General features: G+C 39.4%; 10 protein-coding genes, 1 tRNA gene and 1 pseudogene. 7 read left to right on the forward strand and 5 right to left on the reverse strand.

The features are described 5' to 3' along the window. Position 1: 1 nt before the first annotated feature. Together rpiA and AC1F2U_RS15935 are read left to right on the forward strand one after the other, a co-directional pair. On the forward strand, positions 2 to 709 hold the full coding sequence (gene rpiA, locus AC1F2U_RS15930) for a ribose-5-phosphate isomerase RpiA (protein WP_069070380.1): 708 nt from the start codon (positions 2 to 4) through the stop codon (positions 707 to 709). Positions 710 to 1,138: 429 nt separating this feature from the next. Then, on the forward strand, positions 1,139 to 2,764 hold the full coding sequence (locus AC1F2U_RS15935) for a serine/threonine protein kinase (protein WP_480261973.1): 1,626 nt from the start codon (positions 1,139 to 1,141) through the stop codon (positions 2,762 to 2,764). 83 nt (positions 2,765 to 2,847) lie between these two features. Here the strand turns inward: AC1F2U_RS15935 and AC1F2U_RS15940 are convergent, their stop codons facing one another. The 4 genes from AC1F2U_RS15940 to AC1F2U_RS15955 all read right to left on the reverse strand — a co-directional run bounded on the left by AC1F2U_RS15940 (position 2,848) and on the right by AC1F2U_RS15955 (position 6,881). Then, positions 2,848 to 4,029, reverse strand: coding sequence for a CapA family protein (locus tag AC1F2U_RS15940; RefSeq protein ID WP_480261974.1), 1,182 nt, complete (start codon positions 4,027 to 4,029; stop codon positions 2,848 to 2,850). Positions 4,030 to 4,246: 217 nt separating this feature from the next. Next, positions 4,247 to 4,331, reverse strand: a tRNA-Ser gene (locus AC1F2U_RS15945). Between the two features lie 577 nt (positions 4,332 to 4,908). Further along, positions 4,909 to 5,244: an STAS domain-containing protein gene (locus AC1F2U_RS15950; protein WP_480261975.1), complete on the reverse strand. Its 336-nt coding sequence runs from the start codon at positions 5,242 to 5,244 to the stop codon at positions 4,909 to 4,911. 191 nt (positions 5,245 to 5,435) lie between these two features. Continuing rightward, positions 5,436 to 6,881, reverse strand: a complete 1,446-nt coding sequence (locus tag AC1F2U_RS15955) for a PQQ-dependent sugar dehydrogenase (protein WP_480261976.1) — start codon at positions 6,879 to 6,881, stop codon at positions 5,436 to 5,438. Positions 6,882 to 6,989: 108 nt separating this feature from the next. Between AC1F2U_RS15955 and AC1F2U_RS15960 the strand changes: the two are divergent. From AC1F2U_RS15960 to AC1F2U_RS15980, 5 genes and pseudogenes are all read left to right on the forward strand, one after another. Continuing rightward, positions 6,990 to 7,113 (forward strand): annotated as a pseudogene (locus AC1F2U_RS15960) (IS1 family transposase); the annotation flags it as partial. Positions 7,114 to 7,512: 399 nt separating this feature from the next. Then, a complete protein-coding gene (locus tag AC1F2U_RS15965) occupies positions 7,513 to 7,785 on the forward strand; it encodes a hypothetical protein (RefSeq protein ID WP_480261977.1) in 273 nt (90 codons plus the stop codon). Between the two features lie 227 nt (positions 7,786 to 8,012). Then, positions 8,013 to 9,719 carry a dihydroxy-acid dehydratase gene (gene ilvD, locus AC1F2U_RS15970; protein ID WP_480261978.1) on the forward strand — a complete coding sequence of 569 codons (1,707 nt, stop codon included), beginning with the start codon at positions 8,013 to 8,015 and terminating at the stop codon, positions 9,717 to 9,719. A gap of 410 nt (positions 9,720 to 10,129) precedes the next feature. After that, on the forward strand, positions 10,130 to 10,468 hold the full coding sequence (locus AC1F2U_RS15975) for a hypothetical protein (protein ID WP_257236594.1): 339 nt from the start codon (positions 10,130 to 10,132) through the stop codon (positions 10,466 to 10,468). Between the two features lie 235 nt (positions 10,469 to 10,703). After that, entirely contained in the window at positions 10,704 to 11,717 is a 1,014-nt protein-coding gene (locus AC1F2U_RS15980) for an alpha/beta hydrolase (RefSeq protein WP_480261979.1), read from the forward strand. Between the two features lie 129 nt (positions 11,718 to 11,846). Here the strand turns inward: AC1F2U_RS15980 and AC1F2U_RS15985 are convergent, their stop codons facing one another. Beyond that, positions 11,847 to 17,264 (reverse strand): ATP-binding sensor histidine kinase, encoded by a 5,418-nt coding sequence (locus AC1F2U_RS15985; protein WP_480261980.1) that lies wholly within the window; start codon positions 17,262 to 17,264, stop codon positions 11,847 to 11,849. Positions 17,265 to 17,693 lie beyond the last annotated feature (429 nt).

Raw genomic sequence — 17,693 nt, forward strand, 5'->3', positions numbered from 1 at the left:
AATGACAACAACAGATCCCGTCAAGTTAATGAAGCAAGAAGTTGGCAAAGCCGCCGCCGCCCTAGTCAAATCAGGTTCCATTGTCGGGTTGGGTACGGGGTCAACTACAGCATATACGATTCAGTTTTTGGGCGATCGCCTCAAGTCTGGTGAACTCAAAGATATCATTGGTATACCTACCTCGTTTCAGTCAGAAGTACTGGCAAAGCAGTACGGTGTCCCTCTCGCCACCTTGGATGCAATTGACCACATCGATATTGCCATTGATGGCGCAGATGAAGTCGATCCGCAGAAGAATTTGATTAAAGGCGGTGGTGCAGCACATACCCGCGAAAAAGTTGTAGACTACCTAGCAGAACAGTTCATCGTTGTGGTAGACAGTGGCAAGTTAGTAGACCGCTTAGGTTCTAGTTTTGCTGTGCCCGTGGAAGTGATTCCAATGGCAATTACTCCTGTAACCAATGCCATCAAAAAACTCGGTGGTAAACCAGAACTCCGCATGGGTGTAAAAAAAGCTGGGCCAGTAATCACTGACCAAGGGAACTTTGTCTTAGATGTCAGATTTGACTCTATTGAAGATCCAGCCGGATTAGAAAAGACATTGAATAACATTCCCGGCGTTCTGGAAAATGGTATCTTTGTGAACTGTGTCGATTTAGTTTTAATTGGCGAAGTCAAAGATGGTCAGCCATTAGTGCGGCAACTGTAATAATTTTGGATTTTAGATTTTGGATTTTAGATTTTAGATGTCTCTAAAATCCAAAACTCAGAAAGATTCTAGTGAGTTTAAACAGAAATTTCACAAAAGTCGCCAGTTGTACATCATTCATTCTGAATTCTGACTTCTGAATTCTGTTTTGACACTAAACTTTAGTCTACTTTTCTATAAAACCTAAAAAATAGCCTTAGCGCGTCTTCTGCTTTAGGCTTGCCGCACTCCCGCGTTATCATCTGAGAAAGATAAAACTGTTGCGATCGTGGGGAGGTCTTTCTCACTTCAGGAATTCCAACAACTAAATCATCCCGTAAAATAGACAGGCAAGAATCCTGCCCGATAAAAATATGGGAAAATTTTTGGGAAATCCCTCAAAACTCAGGACTCGCTACTTATCTGCTCACTCAGGACTCAGGACTCTTTATGTTAGCAGGCACAATTTTGCAGGATGGAAAATATACCCTAATTCAAGAAATAGGGCGGGGCGGCTTTGGCATTACCTTTAAAGCTAGGCATCACTACTTGGGTCAGGAGGTGGTGATGAAAACCATCAACGAACGGCTGCGACAACATCCTGATTTTGCCAAATTCGAGCGCCAATTCCAAGATGAAGCCAGACGATTAGCTACGTGTATTCACCCAAACATAGTCCGAGTTAGTGACTTTTTTGTAGAAGCTGGACTGCCTTACATGGTGATGGAATACATTCCTGGTGAAACCTTGGGAGACGCATTTGTATTACCAGGAATAACTTTGCCTGAAGCTACAGCAATTCATTACATCCGGCAAATAGGGGCAGCGTTGCAGGTAGTACACAACAACGGCTTGTTACACCGCGATGTCAAACCAGATAATATTATTCTTCGTCAAGGAACACAGGAAGTAATACTAATTGATTTTGGCATTGCTAGGGAATTTAATGGCGGTGTCAGACAGACTCACACAGGTCTGGTTTCTGAAGGTTATTCTCCGATTGAGCAGTATATGACGCAAGCGGCGCGCACACCCGCCACGGATGTTTATGGTTTAGCAGCAACCTTATATGCACTGTTGACAGCCCAAGTTCCCATGCCAGCATTATTGCGCGATCGCGAACAAATGCCTTCCCCGCGCGAACTGCAACCACACTTGAGTGCTGCTGTCAACCAGGCGGTAATGCGCGGTATGGCAGTAGAGTCTCGTTTTCGGCCAGCGACAGTTGCTGACTGGCTGCAATTGCTACCTGGAAATGAGGTGAATGGGACATCGCAAGTTTTACCCACTTACGCAGTGCCAACTGTTAATTTATCTGCCCAGCAGGCAGCAACTTTAATTGGGAAAACAGCCCAAAATTCTATTCATAGACCATCTGTGTTGGCGCAACCCAACCCAGGCATGGCTAAGGAAACTGTACTGGCTAAAAAGCTGGGGTCATCTAAAGTATTTATTGGTATGGGTGTAGCCCTAGTTGCTGCGACAGCAGGTTTTGGGATTGCCAGTATATTACCCAAATCTCAGCAGCAGCCAACCGCCAAGCCACTTGTTGAAAAGCCAACTCAAGAATCAGGCGCGAAAGCACCTAATTTTGATAGTACATCTTCACCCAGAGGTGAACAGACTAACACTACTTCAAGAACCGAAAAAGCACCCGTCTCTAATTCCAAGCAGCGTCGCCGCAATCGTCGTTCTTCCCAAGAAGAATCTACCAGCAGCCCTACAAGAGAATCGCAACGCGGTGATTCCGAACAATCCACACCTTCACCTAGCGTTTCCCCCACACCCTCCTTAGTGGAGAAACTACGGGCAATCCGCTCATCTCGAAAAGCTTCCCCCGCACCATTGCCATTCCCACAAAATAACTTACCCGCTTCTAGTCAAAATCCTGCCTCCCCTCAACCCGTAAGTCCATCAAAACCTCTACTTATACCACCAGCACCACCAACAGAATCCAAACAATCAGATCCTTCTGCTGTGGTAGTACCAACACTAGAAAAGCAAAATTCACCGACTAATAGCCAACCCCAGAATATTCAAAAGTTCGAGGAAAAGCCACAAGATGACAATAATTAATCAATTTTAGATTTTGGTAAAGCAGCGCGGTAAGTCCAGCACCACGCTGGCTCCTATTAACTAATTACGAATTACGAATTATTTTAGGAAGGATTAAGTTTATTCTGTACAACAACTTCCCCTTTCTTATTAATCTTCACCGGATTTTTGGGAAAAGCTTGATTATTCAAATAACGCATAAGTTTTACAGTTTGAAAACTGCGATCGATATGAGGAATTCCCTGCCGATCCATCCGAACGGGAATAATTTTACTTGATACCAAATTTCCTGCTGAGTTGAGTTTGACTTCTAAAATCATTGAGTCACCTGTTTGGGCATTTGTAGATAAAGTCCGATATCCCAAAAAGTTTCCTAAAGAATAGGCAATGATTTTTCCCTTATAAATTTCCATCGCTCTGGGAACGTGAGGGCCATGTCCTAGTACTAAGTCTGCTCCAGCATCAATCATGTTTCGAGCAAACACGATCGCATTACCTCGATTTTCTCCATAAAAAAACTCTGTTTGATTCTTAACGTGTAGTGCTCCCGTTCCTTCCGCTCCAGCGTGCATCGATACTACTACAATATTGGCTTTATTTTTGGCTTCTGCCACGAGTGCTTTAGCTGCTCCTAAATTATGGATGGAGTTATACATTTCATAAGGAGAAAATCCGATCATTGCCACAGGGATATTGTTAGCTTCCAAATAAAGAATTTGATTTTTATGACCTAATGTTGCAATGCCTACAGCCTGAAGATTTTTCATTGTATCTTTGAACCCTACCGGGCCAAAGTCCATAGCATGGTTATTTGCCATATTGAACACATTAAAACCAGCCTCAGCAAAAAGCTGGGCGTATGCAGGTGGAGAGCGAAAAGCAAAGACTTGTCCTCGACTAATATCTTTAGCAGTATAGGGATAATTAGTTAGACTACTTTCAAAATTACCAAACAAGATATCAGATCCTTGCAAGTGAGTTCTCACTGATTTTGGTAATAATCGATCTCGAAAGCGGGGTAATCTATAGTTAGGAAAATTAGTGCCGGGAATAATATCTCCAACGGCTTTGATAGTAATAGTATTTGGAAAGGTTTGTTGTTGTGTTTTTGATGGGGTAAGTTCAGGAATAGCTAATGGAAACTGCACAGGCTTAGTCGGCATAGTAGCAGCGTTTAATCGCTGTGACTGACCAAGCCGGATAATGACTCCTATACTAATACTCAGATATAAAGAAATGCCGATCAGACTAAATGAGAATACTCGCCCCAAGCTGCGATCTACCATCGTTCACTCCTCACACGATGGCATTAGTTTATCCCGAAAATCTGTAAAATCTGTGTTAATGGTGTATATTTTAGTGTTTTTGGCAAATATTTGACTACGTAAATATTAAGCGATAATCCTATCCAACTTGCAAATAAACAGACAAGTTGCTCAAGACCATTTCTATAGGTAGGCAAATTTCAGCCACATTGTAGTAAATTTTCAGTAATCTTTTGAACGGAGAGGGGGGGATTCGAACCCCCGTTGGGTTTCCCCAAAACGCATTTCGAGTGCGTCACCATGAACCGCTCGGACACCTCTCCAACTATTTATTCAGACATTTGAGTATCTATTGTACATTCAAATGCTGTAAATTTAGGGAAATTTTGCTGTATTCCCTATACTACTATAGCATTATCGCTTTTTTTGCGTAATGCAATCTTCCAAGAACACCAACGGCAAATTAAGGTCTGTAGACATCGAAAAAGACATCACAAGATTCATGTTACTTACATTAGCATGGCTTAAAAATAACAGTACTCGTATTATTCTGTTAAATATTTTTTAATCAGCATCCTCTTATCTCAACTACTCCAATAAAAGCGTAGCCGTAAGGCTTGTCGTCAGACATCGCACTCCCGTTCATCCTTGCCTTCTATCGCTTAAACTACTGCTGTATCTGCTTTCTACACTTTAACTCTTTTGTTAAGAAAGATGTGACTAATGCATAGATCCTGAAACTAAAAATCCCACCAATCAAAAGGTGGGAAAAGGTGGGATGAGTTAAGTATTGAATTGGTTACAGGGACAGGCAGAGCAAAAATCTTAAATCTCTACTGTACTTAGATATTTAGTACCTTGTTTTTTCAGTATCAGTACAGACAGCAAAAATCCCACTAATTAGAATGATTGAAGTGCTTCTGTTTCACTGTCATAAGTCTCAAAAACCGTTATGAGTTGGGTTATCATCAGAATATCATTAACTTTCGGGGGAAGATTTGTTAATTTAAGTTTCCCACCTCGGTTATTTGTTGTAGTATAACTTGATACTAGCTCACCTATCCCCGAAGAGTCTATTGTAGTCACTCCGCTTAAATTGAGCAAAATATTTCTAGCACCATCTGCAAGTGCGCTGCTGATAGATTCGCGAAGGGTTAAATCACCTTGGCCAATTGTCATTTTGCCTTTTACATCTAAAATAGTCACGTCTTTCACAGTTCTTGTTTCTATTGACATAGTTATGCTTCGTTAATAGTGTTGGTTTTACAAGAACTTATCACGGCTGAAAAATTGTTACAAGGACAGTTAAGACAGATAAGACACTTAAGGAAAAAAGATAAATAAGTTTAGAAAAGTTAGATTCTCGCAATCTATTTTCGTTTGGCGTTGTCGATGCTGTCACTTGTTGGGCGAATGTCGAATTTACTTTACTTGGTAGGCATAGAGACTTCCCAAATTCCTTGATTTCCGCCATATTCTAGAACATAAATCTTATTGCTAATAATCTCAGCATCAATGGGATTACTAAAACCTTTGACAAGGCGTGTAGCGTTAAGTTTATAGTTGGTATTTCCTACTTTAGTTAACTTTAAATGCAGTAGGTCTTGGCTGGCATCTTTAAAAGGGCCTATTAATGTTTCACCAGTGGGATCGCCTGGTGTCCAACTTAACATAAATCCATCTTTATTGAATTCTGGACTCATCACTCCTTGCGTATCAAAAACTAAGCCTAAAGGAGAACGGTGTGTTGTAAAAGTGCTAAAACTTTGTCCAAGAACACTGGCATCTTTGATTTTTCCATCTACAGGATCGCGGTAATTATCTGCGTCCGGGCCAAGATTAGGAATTGGTTCATTCAAATTTCCAGTAGGACGAATAGGAAAGGTGGGATCGTTACGATAGTAGCCCTTTTGAATAGCGTTAAATTGAGGGCTTAACAATCGGTCAGTGGCAGGATTATAATTGGGAAATTGTTGTGGATTATCTGTTCCACCAATACGCCAAGGAAAGCCGTAATTACCACCTAAACGTAGCCAATTTAATTCTTCTGACATATCGCGATCTGGGCCATTTTCTGTGCCAAATAAATCCCCATTAGGTGCAAAAGCCATATCGAAAGTATTACGTATTCCTTCTGCAAAAATATAGCCAGCTGTCTTTAAAGTTGCTCGATTGTTTGCCAGAAAGAGATTATTACCATTACTAGGAAGACGGAGTATACAGGCGGTTAATCCAACTTCGCGAGTATTAGGATATAGACCATCAACAGACTGAACCTCACCATGATCGGTACGAGAACCGCTATTCACATAGATAAAGTTACCATCCAGGCTAACAACTACGCCGTTGAACCGATGGTCATAAGCTGTTTTGCTTTTGGGATAGGCTGCACTCTTAGCTAAGATAGACCAGATACGCTGTCTTGTACTCGAATTAATTACACCTTTAACAATAATTGCTTGAGTTTGGTTATTCACAAGGTCTGCATTGCCAACTAAATAAATAGTGCCGTTAGGGCCAATGGCCATACCTTGAGTTTCACTTAAATTATGATTACTAGAGTTGTAAACAAGTGTTTTAGTAGAGGAGGCTAAATTGACTTGAGAAATCTCACCATTTCGTTTGAGGTAATAGAGAGTATTGTTTCGTGGATCTTTTACAATCCGCACAGAAGGAGAGACTGATAATGTATTAATAATATTGCGAACCTTGATATCAGGACGCAGGGCTTGAGGTACAACACTTACTCCAGTAGTGCTATGATTTAATAAAACTATTGTAAATAATAGTGTTATTGTAAATAACAGCGCTTTAACAGCCATCTGATTGAAAAATCTGCGTTTCACTTGGTTAAATAATTTAATTTTGCTCATGATTTTTTTGATAAAATGGTTAGTTAATTTTGTTGCTAAATCCCTCTTGATAAGTGAAAAGGTTTTGGAATTTTAGCTTGAGTTTTAGGAGATCGTAGTGCTTAAAAATTTAAACCTTTATGGGACATTTTTTGCAGTTGTCAGTGCTATTTTTATGTGATGATGGAAAGTTTACCTCAGTTTTATTAACCCAAAAGATTGTATCGTCACTAAAACATATATGACCAGAGTAAATAGGTAGGCACGAATTAATCTAACTATGTAATAAAATGTAAAACCGTCAAAGTCCTTGTCATTGCTTTTCTACGAGACGCTCCGCGAAGGTTACACTCCGTTTCACTCGCAGTGACATACTTGTAAATTTTACCACTTGCTTACTTAGAAGGTAAAAATACACGTTTACGTGATTATCTTGCACACCTACATAAAAAAACATTATGCTATTTTAAGTAAGTAGATATACTTGAATGTTTGAATTGATTGTTACTTTCTTATTTTCAGTATAGAGAAATACCTGTATTTAGCTAATTTATCCCGCATTTATGCAACGCCAAACTTTCCAACAAAATATTTCGGATTGTCTGATAACTTACTGTATTCTGGGATATCCTACCTTGTTGAAAGCCAAATAATGACTCTGAATATGCAACGACTCATCAAAAAAACTTCTAACCCAATTCCCAAGATAACAGAAGTAACTCCACCATCGACTGAACCCATTGAGATGCCTGAGAGTCAAGATATTCCTGAATCGGTGGTTGAACCAAATCTACCTGTGTACATCGAAGCATCCGAATCGGACTACATCTGTGAACACTATCGCCCTTTGCGTTCCGTTGGTAACTCTGGCTGGCAACCGTCTGATGTGTGGCGCGAGTTGAGGGTTGATAATTTCTGTGGCTGAGTAATATGAACGCAGAGAGCGATTCGATTTATGGCTGAATAAAATTATACATTTGTGTAAGTCCTGCTGAAATGTAATTCCTCAGCTACAGCAATAAAGTAGCGCAGATCTCGTAATCCCATTTTTTTTGATACTTTATAAGTCTCAATTTAAAATAAATATATATTGGACATCTCAAAAAAGCCTACATATCATACTCATACAGAGATTTGATTGAGGCCAAGGCAATGAGTGAAAAAACAACGTCAGAGAATTTCAGAAGTAAAGTTGTTACACAAGGGGTACAGCGATCGCCAAATCGGGCTATGCTGCGTGCAGTAGGTTTTCAGGATGAAGACTTTAAGAAAGCAATTGTCGGTGTGGCTAATGCCTACAGCACCATCACTCCCTGTAACATAGGAATTAATCAACTAGCACTCATAGCTGAAGCGGGAATTAAACTAGCCGGGGCAATGCCGCAAATATTCGGCACAATTACTATTAGTGATGGGATTTCTATGGGAACTGAGGGAATGAAATATTCCCTAGTGTCACGAGAAGTAATTGCTGACTCCATTGAAACCGTCTGTAATGGTCAGAGTATGGATGGTGCGATCGCAATCGGTGGCTGTGATAAAAATATGCCAGGGGCAATGATTGCAATGGCACGGATGAATATCCCAGCTATCTTTGTTTACGGTGGGACAATTAAACCCGGACACTACCAGGGTCGCGACTTAACTGTTGTGAGTTCCTTTGAGGCTGTGGGTGAATACAGTGCTGGTAAAATTGACGACACCGAATTGATGGAAGTAGAACGCCGCGCTTGTCCTGGTGCTGGTTCTTGCGGTGGGATGTTCACAGCCAATACTATGTCCTCGGCCTTTGAAGCGATGGGTATGAGTTTACCCTATTCTTCCACAATGGCGGCGGAAGATGACGAAAAAGCCGATAGCACCGAAGAATCAGCCAAGGTATTAGTAGAAGCAATTCGCAATCAACTATTACCCCGGCAAATTATTACGCGCAAATCTATAGAAAATGCTATTTCTGTAATTATGGCTGTGGGTGGTTCAACTAACGCCGTGTTACATTTTCTAGCGATCGCTCGTGCGGCTGATGTAGAACTTAATCTAGATGATTTTGAAACTATCCGCGATCGTGTCCCGGTTTTATGCGATTTAAAACCCAGTGGTAGATATGTCGCCACAGACTTACATCAAGCTGGTGGTATTCCCCAAGTGATGAAAATGCTATTGGTGCATGGATTACTTCACGGTGACTGTATCACGATCACAGGTAAAACTATCGCCGAAATTTTAGCAGATGTCCCCGATGAACCACCAAGCAATCAAGATGTGATTCGTCCTTGGAATAACCCGATGTATGCTCAAGGTCACTTAGCCATCTTGAAAGGGAATCTTGCTACAGAGGGAGCAGTAGCAAAAATTACTGGGGTAAAAAATCCCGGCATTACTGGCCCTGCACGGGTATTTGATTCTGAGGAAGAATGCTTAGATGCCATCCTTGCACGTAAGATTAAAGCCGGTGATGTAATTATCGTCCGCTACGAAGGGCCGAAAGGCGGCCCTGGGATGCGGGAAATGCTAGCACCCACCTCAGCAATTATTGGTGCGGGTTTAGGTGATGCAGTCGGGTTAATTACTGATGGACGCTTTTCAGGTGGTACTTACGGGATGGTAGTCGGACACGTTGCTCCCGAAGCCGCCGTTGGTGGTGCGATCGCTCTAGTCGAAGAAGGTGATAGTATCACTATCGATGCTAACTCTCGCTTGTTACAAATCAATATTTCCGATGCAGAATTAGCCAATCGCCGCGCCAAATGGCAACCCCGTCCACCCCGTTATACAAAAGGCATCTTAGCAAAATATGCTAAGTTAGTTTCCTCTAGTAGTGTTGGTGCTGTCACAGACTTGGATTTATTTCATGAGTAGGGAGTAAGGGTAGAGACGCGAGATTATACCGCGTCTCTCTACAAGAGTATGGAAAGACGACTTTCTGGCATTGGCTGTGAAACTTATTTCATCTTTTCGCGATCGCTGTATGTCAAAATTGGAAATGTATGCATCTTGTTTTTTACCGCGATCGCAATCTGTATTTACTTATCTTCACATATAGCAATTTTATTTAAGTTGTGAAAATTAACGAACCGCCAAGACGCCAAGAGCGCCAAGAAAAGAAAAAGAAGTTTTCACAATTGATTTAGGCCTGCTATAGTCTACTTCTTTGAAGTCGCTCTACTTATGTTTTAAAGTAGAAAGTAGTTGATTGAAAATGTTTGTTACTACCAATGAAAGTTTTAGGGTCAGTCTTGCCAATCCTGTTGCTGCTATGCAGTCCTGCTATGGCAGTTGAGCTTAAAGGACAAAATATTGATGGTCAAAAGCTGCCTGCTACAGCTTATTACTATGCAACTGGTGGGGTCTACAAAGTTCAGGTGCGCTTTCACAACAAACGAGCCACAATTTACTTTGACGACGGCAACCAAACAACTATACAGTTGAACCAGCAAGCGATCGCTGACTCAAAGAATATTGAAGGTTTTGGAAAACTAGGACAATATCCTCTAAATAGAACATTCAGTGTTGGGTTGGTGTATGACAATAATTGGCTCGGTAGCAATGATAGTCAATTCCAACTGTCTAATCCGCTAGATGGGTTGTGGAAAATTAGTTTGGAGTGAATACTCATCCGACTTTAAAACATTTCTTACTTCTGACAGGGCAACTCAACAATATGTCCTCTGCTAGACTCGGAGTAACTACTTAATTCATAAAGTAACATATATTTAGGACTCCTATTTAATTTTTGAATAACTAAGCTGCTTAAAAGCCTGCCTGGCAAAGATTTTCTTTTGAGTATACTGAGCAAGATTCAAGTAGGATTCCTATATGTATATGAACATAATAATTACATAAATGAAAGTTGGCATTCAAAATACAGTAGAAATTCTAGAACAAGTTCACCAATTAGAGTCGGCACTAGGTCTTAAAAATGAAGCCTGCCGTTCTAAATTTTTGATTCATCCTGACTTCACGTCAAAAGTTTTTTTGTTTTTGCATGGTTTTACCGCAGGCCCTTACCAGTTCGAGCCGCTTGGTAAAGCTTTCTTTAACAAGGGATATAACGTTCTGATTCCTTTACAACCCGGTCATGGACGCTCAGGTGACTGGAGGTCTCAAAATCCTCCACCACTACCAACAGATATTGAGATTTATCAACAATTTGTCATCAAATGGTTGCAGATTGCCAAAACACTAGGGCAACAAGTTGTGATTGGTGGATTATCAACAGGTGGAACTTTAGCTGCTTGGTTAGCTTTAGAGCATCCTGAAGAGATTGACCGCACTTTATTGTTTACGCCTTATTTAGGTAGCCGCTATTTACTATTCGATCAACTCATCAAAATTCTGCCAATTTACTTTGAATGGTTCAACAAAAATGCACCTGGTAATTTTGGTTATAAAGGTTTTCGTCTTAAGGCCTTACGGATATTTCTGGAATTGGGATATCAGGTTTTAGACAAGGCTCAAGGCTGTGTTTCTGCCCCAATCTTAATGGTATGTAGTGAGGCAGATAGTGTTGTTAGTCGCTCGAAACAGCAGGATTTTTTCCGAAGAGTACTTAGACAGCAACCGAAATCCTGGTATTACTGTTTCGATGATTCGCTTCACATTGAACACCGAATGATGACAAAATTGGAAGACAATGATTATGAAGAACTGGTAATTATCCTTGCTAAAGCATTTGTTGAGAGTGATTTAACTTGGGTAGAGTTTCAGGAAATGGCAAAGCGGATAGCGCAGGGACAAGCTTATGACCAAATAATGCGAGAACTCAACTTTGACGAACAAGTTTTTCCACAGCTATCTGCAATGATGACTCAAGGTTTTGGCTGTGAGCATCTTAAATGTATAAATCCAGATTTTTAATGAGCATCCCAATTTTGCAAAAAGGTCTTTTAAGACGCGGGTTATCGCGTCTCTACATCAGGGTTTTGTTGCTCATTCTGAACTGTATTGGCTCAACTCTAACTTTTGCTATTGGCTGGTGGTTGCAAGTTAATTTTGAGTCTGAGCCAGAATCGGTAAGCTAATTACAAATTCTGTTCCTTCACTTTGGGTAGAATTCACAACCAGTGAACCGCCATGTTTTTCTACAACAATAGACTGAGCGATCGCTAATCCTAATCCCGTTCCTTTACCAACACCTTTCGTAGTAAATAAGTGGTCAAATACTTTTTGTTTGACTGATTCACTCATGCCTTGACCATTATCAGCAATGCTCACTTCAACTTGTTTATTTTTTAAAGAGGTGGTAATTGTAATCTGGTTGAGATTAGCTTGAATCTCTTCAAAACTCTTACCTGTATTTGATTCATCCAAGGCATCAATAGCATTTGCTAAAATGTTCATAAATACTTGGTTTAATTGCCCAGGAAAGCATTCAATTTGGGGTAAATTTCCGTACTCATTGATGACTTCAATAGCTGGACGTTCTTCGTTAGCTTTCAGGCGATGTTTGAGAATTAAAATCGTACTATCAATGCCTTCATGAATGTTAAACAGTACTTTGTAATCTCTATCGGCACGGGAGAAAGTACGAAGACTGGTGCTAATGTTCTTGAGCCTGTCACACGCTATTGTCATCGAATCAATCATTTTGAGCAAATCTTCTAAGCTATATTCCAAATCGATTTCTTCGGCATGGGTAAAAATTTCATTTCCAGGAGTAGGAAACTTTTGTTCATATAGTTTTAAGTGTTCGATAACATCAATAAATGTTGGTTTAGCTTGTTTGAGGCTGGCAGCAATAAAACCAAGAGGATTATTCATTTCATGAGCGACGCCAGCAACTAAGTTACCCAATGCAGACATCTTTTCACTTTGGACGATTTGTAATTGAGCTTGTTGCAAATCTTGTAAAGCTTGCCCAGCTTGCTGATAAAGCCGAGCATTTTCTAAGGCAATTGCTGCTTGGGAGGACAGTAAATTAATCACCTGTAAACGGTTACTAGTAAATACTCCTTGATTCAATTGATTTTCTAGGTAGAGAATCCCTACCAAATGACCTTGGTTAATAATGGGCGTACATAATACACTTTGAGGTTGATGTAAGAGCATATATTCTCCAATTACACCAGGAATATCTGTTTTGCAATTGTCTATGATGACAGTTTCTTGAGTATTCTTAACGTAATTTATTAGTTTTCGCGGAATATATTGGCAAGCATCTATTAGTTGTGAATCAAGAATGGTTTTGACATCCGTCTGGGAATTTAACTGTTCATTGATAAAGGTAATTGCCCGCACTTGCCAAATATCTTCTTGAGGAAGAATTAATACAGATGTTTTCGCACCAGAATTTTCTAAGATAATGCGAGTGAGACTGCTGATAAGTGCGTCTAATTCAATACAACTGGAGATAGTTTGAGCTGCTTTGAGAATGCAGGTTAAATCTAGAGCATCACAAATATTAGTGCTGCTGGTAGTGTAACTAGAGGTACGAGCAATGCTGGCTATGGTTTCTAAGGGATTTAAGTTGAATTCTTGCTGTTGCAAAATGGGTTTGAGTAATTTGGGATAGCGTTTTTCCAAGTCATCAGTTTTGGCTTTTGCTCCCCAACGGGCATAACTGTAATATGCTTGTTGCAGATATCCTTCTGCGGCTTTTTCTTTACCCCATTCTAAGTAAAATTTGGCAGCGAGTTCGTTAGCGATCGCTGCTTCCTGAACATAGTCATTGGCGATCGCTTCTTGGATCGCTATTTCATAATAATCTGCGGCTTGTAAGCGATCGCCAGTTACACGAGCTTGTTCAGCTAAAATTAAATTGTACTTGTGCTGATAATTTATGGGTGCATGAGCCGCCCATTCTTGCATTTTTGACTGGTTTTCGGCTACTTTCTGGAGATAAAGCTGTTGCTGTGCTTCATTTACCTGAGAACAAAGAGCTAACAAACTCAAAGATTGGTAGAAATTCCGCAAAGGAACAATTAATAAACCTGCTGCTCCCTGCTCATACTGCTCAAATTTTTGGGAATATTCCCAAGCAGATTCATATTCACCAAAAAGATAAGCTAAGAGCGTTTTTGCTAGATAGACATAACAAATACCATTAATATTGTTTGTTTCAATTAAAGTCGGTAACATTTCGACTTCGTGAAAATGCTTACCAATCAAACAACAGGGATTAGCCGCTTCTCCTTGTAAATTTAGCACTGTCTGCCGCCAGATATTTCCCCAAACCAGAGATACCTCTTGTTTAATTTGCTGCATGAGATCGCAATATTTATCTGCTTCCAGCACAGCATTTTCTAGGTTTTCTCCGCTCCAAAAGAGAAATTGACAATAACAATTGGCGCAATAGCCTACATATTCTAAATTTCCGGTTTCTAATCCACTTTGTAATCCCTCCAAAAATAGATTCAATGTAGATTTAATTGAATCTTTCCAATGTTTTATAAACAAACTAAATGTTAAATAAACTCTACTTTTAAGTTCTTTAGTTTGAAATTTTTCTAAAAGTTGTACTGCTAGTTTGCCAAACTGATACCCATCTTCAATTGCACCAATACTGCACAAAAATAATCCATAGAGACTGTAAGCAACAGCTGCCTGTGGTGAGTTGCCATACTGGATACAAATCTCGATCATTGTAAAAATTTTGAGCGGCAATAACATCGGTTTGGCTATATAAACTGGAGCAAACAAACCCGATAATATGCGGAGCGCAACTAATTTTTGGGGATCAATCATTTCTGGCATATCTGCCAATGCTGCTATCGATTGATGAACCAACATTTGTTGTAATTTGTCATGTTCATCAAAAATCATTTGAGTGTTGCCCTCTTCAGGTAACGTCAAATCTAATAATTGCAGTGCTTCTCTACCTGTGGCTATTGCTTCAATGAATTTATTTTGTGCCGTATAAGATTGGATTTGAATCTCATAGGTACGAACTTTTTCTAATGGAGATTTAGCATTTTTGAGGATAATCTCTACTAATGATTTTGATGACTCAAAGTTTGTATTCAGATATTCTGCCTCAGCCGCAGATTCGTAAACAGCAAGGGCCAAATCGTAGCTGCTTTGCCAAGCATTTATCGGTAATAGAAGGATCGCCACTTTTAAGTACTCAACTGCTGTGGCGTAAGCAGTCGAGTTTTTGGCTTTACAACCAGCTATCAGATTTAACCGGGATAAATGTTCTCGTTCGTTAGCTTCTTCTAATAATTCCAGTCCGTAATTGAATTGGTTAACGATCGCAAAAATTCCTGACTCTTGCTGCTCTTTAGGTGTATTCTGCAATAACAATTGCCCAATTTGCAAGTGTGTTGACTGTTTTTGTGCATCTGGAATGAGTGAATAGGCAGCTTGCTGGACGCGATCGTGTAAAAATTTATATACAACCATCTCAGACTGTTCTTGAGTAGCTGCTTGATTTTCGGAACCAACAAAAAACTTATAAACCTCACTTTGTGGCAAAATCAACCCTTCTTGCAAAGCCTTCCACAAGCAATCTGCGGTTTCTATCTCTGATTGTTTAGAAACAATCGCTAATGTTTTTAAATCAAACTGATTACCAATACAAGCAGCTAGTTTCAATTGTTGTTGAGTTGATTCTGGTAATCTTCGTAATTGAAAAACCATAAAATCAACAACATTTTCTGCTAGAGTTTGCTGATTGATTTGAGAAATATCACATTGCCAGCATCCCTCGGTAAAATTGAATTGAATTAGTTGGTCTTGATGTAATGATTTCAAGATTTGAGTTGCAAAAAATGGATTTCCTTGAGCTTTACGGTAAATCAATTGTGAAAGAGATAATGCCACATTCTCTGCACAATTTAACGTGTCAGCTACAAGTTGATTCAATTGTAATTGGTTGAGTGGTTTTAGGTTAAGACTATTTACCTTTACACCTATTTTGCGAATTTCATCCAACATCACCATCAATGGATGTGCTGGGAATACTTCATTGTCTCTATACGCACCAATTAACAATAAATATCCCTGATTAGCTTCATTCATTAATAATTGCATTAGTTTTAATGAAGCCGAATCTACCCACTGCAAGTCATCTAAGAATATAACTAAAGGATGTTCTTTAGTGGTAAATATTTGGAGAAATTTCTGAAATAATAAATTAAATCGGTTTTGTGCTGCGTTACCTGATAATTCTGGTGCAGGCGGTTGTCTGCCAATAATTTTTTCTAATTCGGGGATGACTTCAATAATTACCTGTCCATCTTCACCTAATGCTTGAATAATTTGATTTTGCCATTTGTTTATTTGTACATCACTTTCTGCTAGTAATTGCTCCATGAAGTTACGGAAAGCTTGGACAAATGCAGAAAAAGGAATGTTCCGATTAAATTGGTCAAATTTGCCTTTAATAAAATAACCATGTTGACGAACAATAGGTTTATGCACTTCGTTTACAACGGCAGTTTTACCAATCCCTGAAAACCCAGCTACCAGGATTATTTCTGTTGCTCCCAGGCTGACATTTTCAAATGCTTCTAGCAGAGTTTCTACTTCTGCTTCTCGTCCATAGAGTTTATCAGGGATAATAAATCTGTCGCATACATCCCTTTGGGCAATTGGGAAACTTTCAATTTTACCAGTTGTTTTCAGTTTAACTAAACAATTTTCTAAATCATACTTCAATCCTAATACACTCTGATAGCGGTCTTCAGCATTTTTTGACATTAATTTGCTAACGATATCCGAAATTACCGCCGGAATTTGTAAGTTAATTACATCTATCGATGAGGCTACCTTAGCAATATGGGAATGCACCAACTCCATTGGATCGTTTGATTGAAAAGGTAACTCACCTGTGAGTAATTCGTAAAAAGTTACACCAAGTGAATAAAAATCAGTCCGGTAGTCAATTCCCCGATTCATTCTCCCTGTTTGTTCTGGAGAAATATAAGCTAGTGTTCCTTCTAATACATTGGGGCTGATTAGCGTTTGCGTTTCTCTTGGTAATAGAGAGGCAATACTAAAGTCGATTAATTTAACTTGTTTGGTTTCTGGATTAATTAAAATATTGCTCGGTTTGATATCTTTATGAATGATGCGCTGACTATAGAGTATTTCTAAGGTATTACAGAGTGCGATCGCTATTTGTAAAAACTCTTGTAAAAACCTGATATCCTGCATTTGATCGCGAACAAAATAATCTTTTAGAGAAATGCCGCCAAAATCTTCCATCACCAACGCATAGGCATTTTGATACACCTCCAGGCTGTAGGTTTGGACGATTAAAGATGAGTTTAGATTTTTGGTAATGGTGTACTGATTGCGAAACTGCACCAGTTCGTTGAAGGATGGATATGAATTTTTCAGCAGTTTGATCGCTACAGGTAATGAGTCACTTTCTCGATAGCCCCGATAAACTATAGTTCTCGAACCATTGTAGATTTCTTCAATGATTTGGTATCCAGAAATATTAACATTAGTGCTAAACATACTGTTAAATCCGAGTAATTTATAACTTAATTATTCCCAAATTAATAACGGCAGTTTAATGTTAATTAATAAAGATTATTATGGCTTTACTTTCGAGACCATTTATGAAGATAAGCTTTAAATTGTAGGGTACATTACACGCTGCTTTAGCTTTAAAGCATCCAATGCAGAGATAGAATATCTCACACAAAGCGTCAAGGTTCTCAGTAGGAAATTAGGAACCTGCAAAGCGTAAATTAGGAATTTTTTAACTCAAAAATATGCTTGTAAAGGCTAGGGAAAGATTAAAAGGGAAAAGGTGAAAGTTTTTAACCTTTTCCCTTTTAACTTTAAAGAACCAAGTTAACAAGAGCAAACTACTAGTACCTGCTGGGATTTTTAGTTAAGTTTCGTAGTCTGACTAAAGGCAATTACCTACTCAAATAGAAG

This window comes from Nostoc sp. LEGE 12454 (assembly GCF_056620565.1).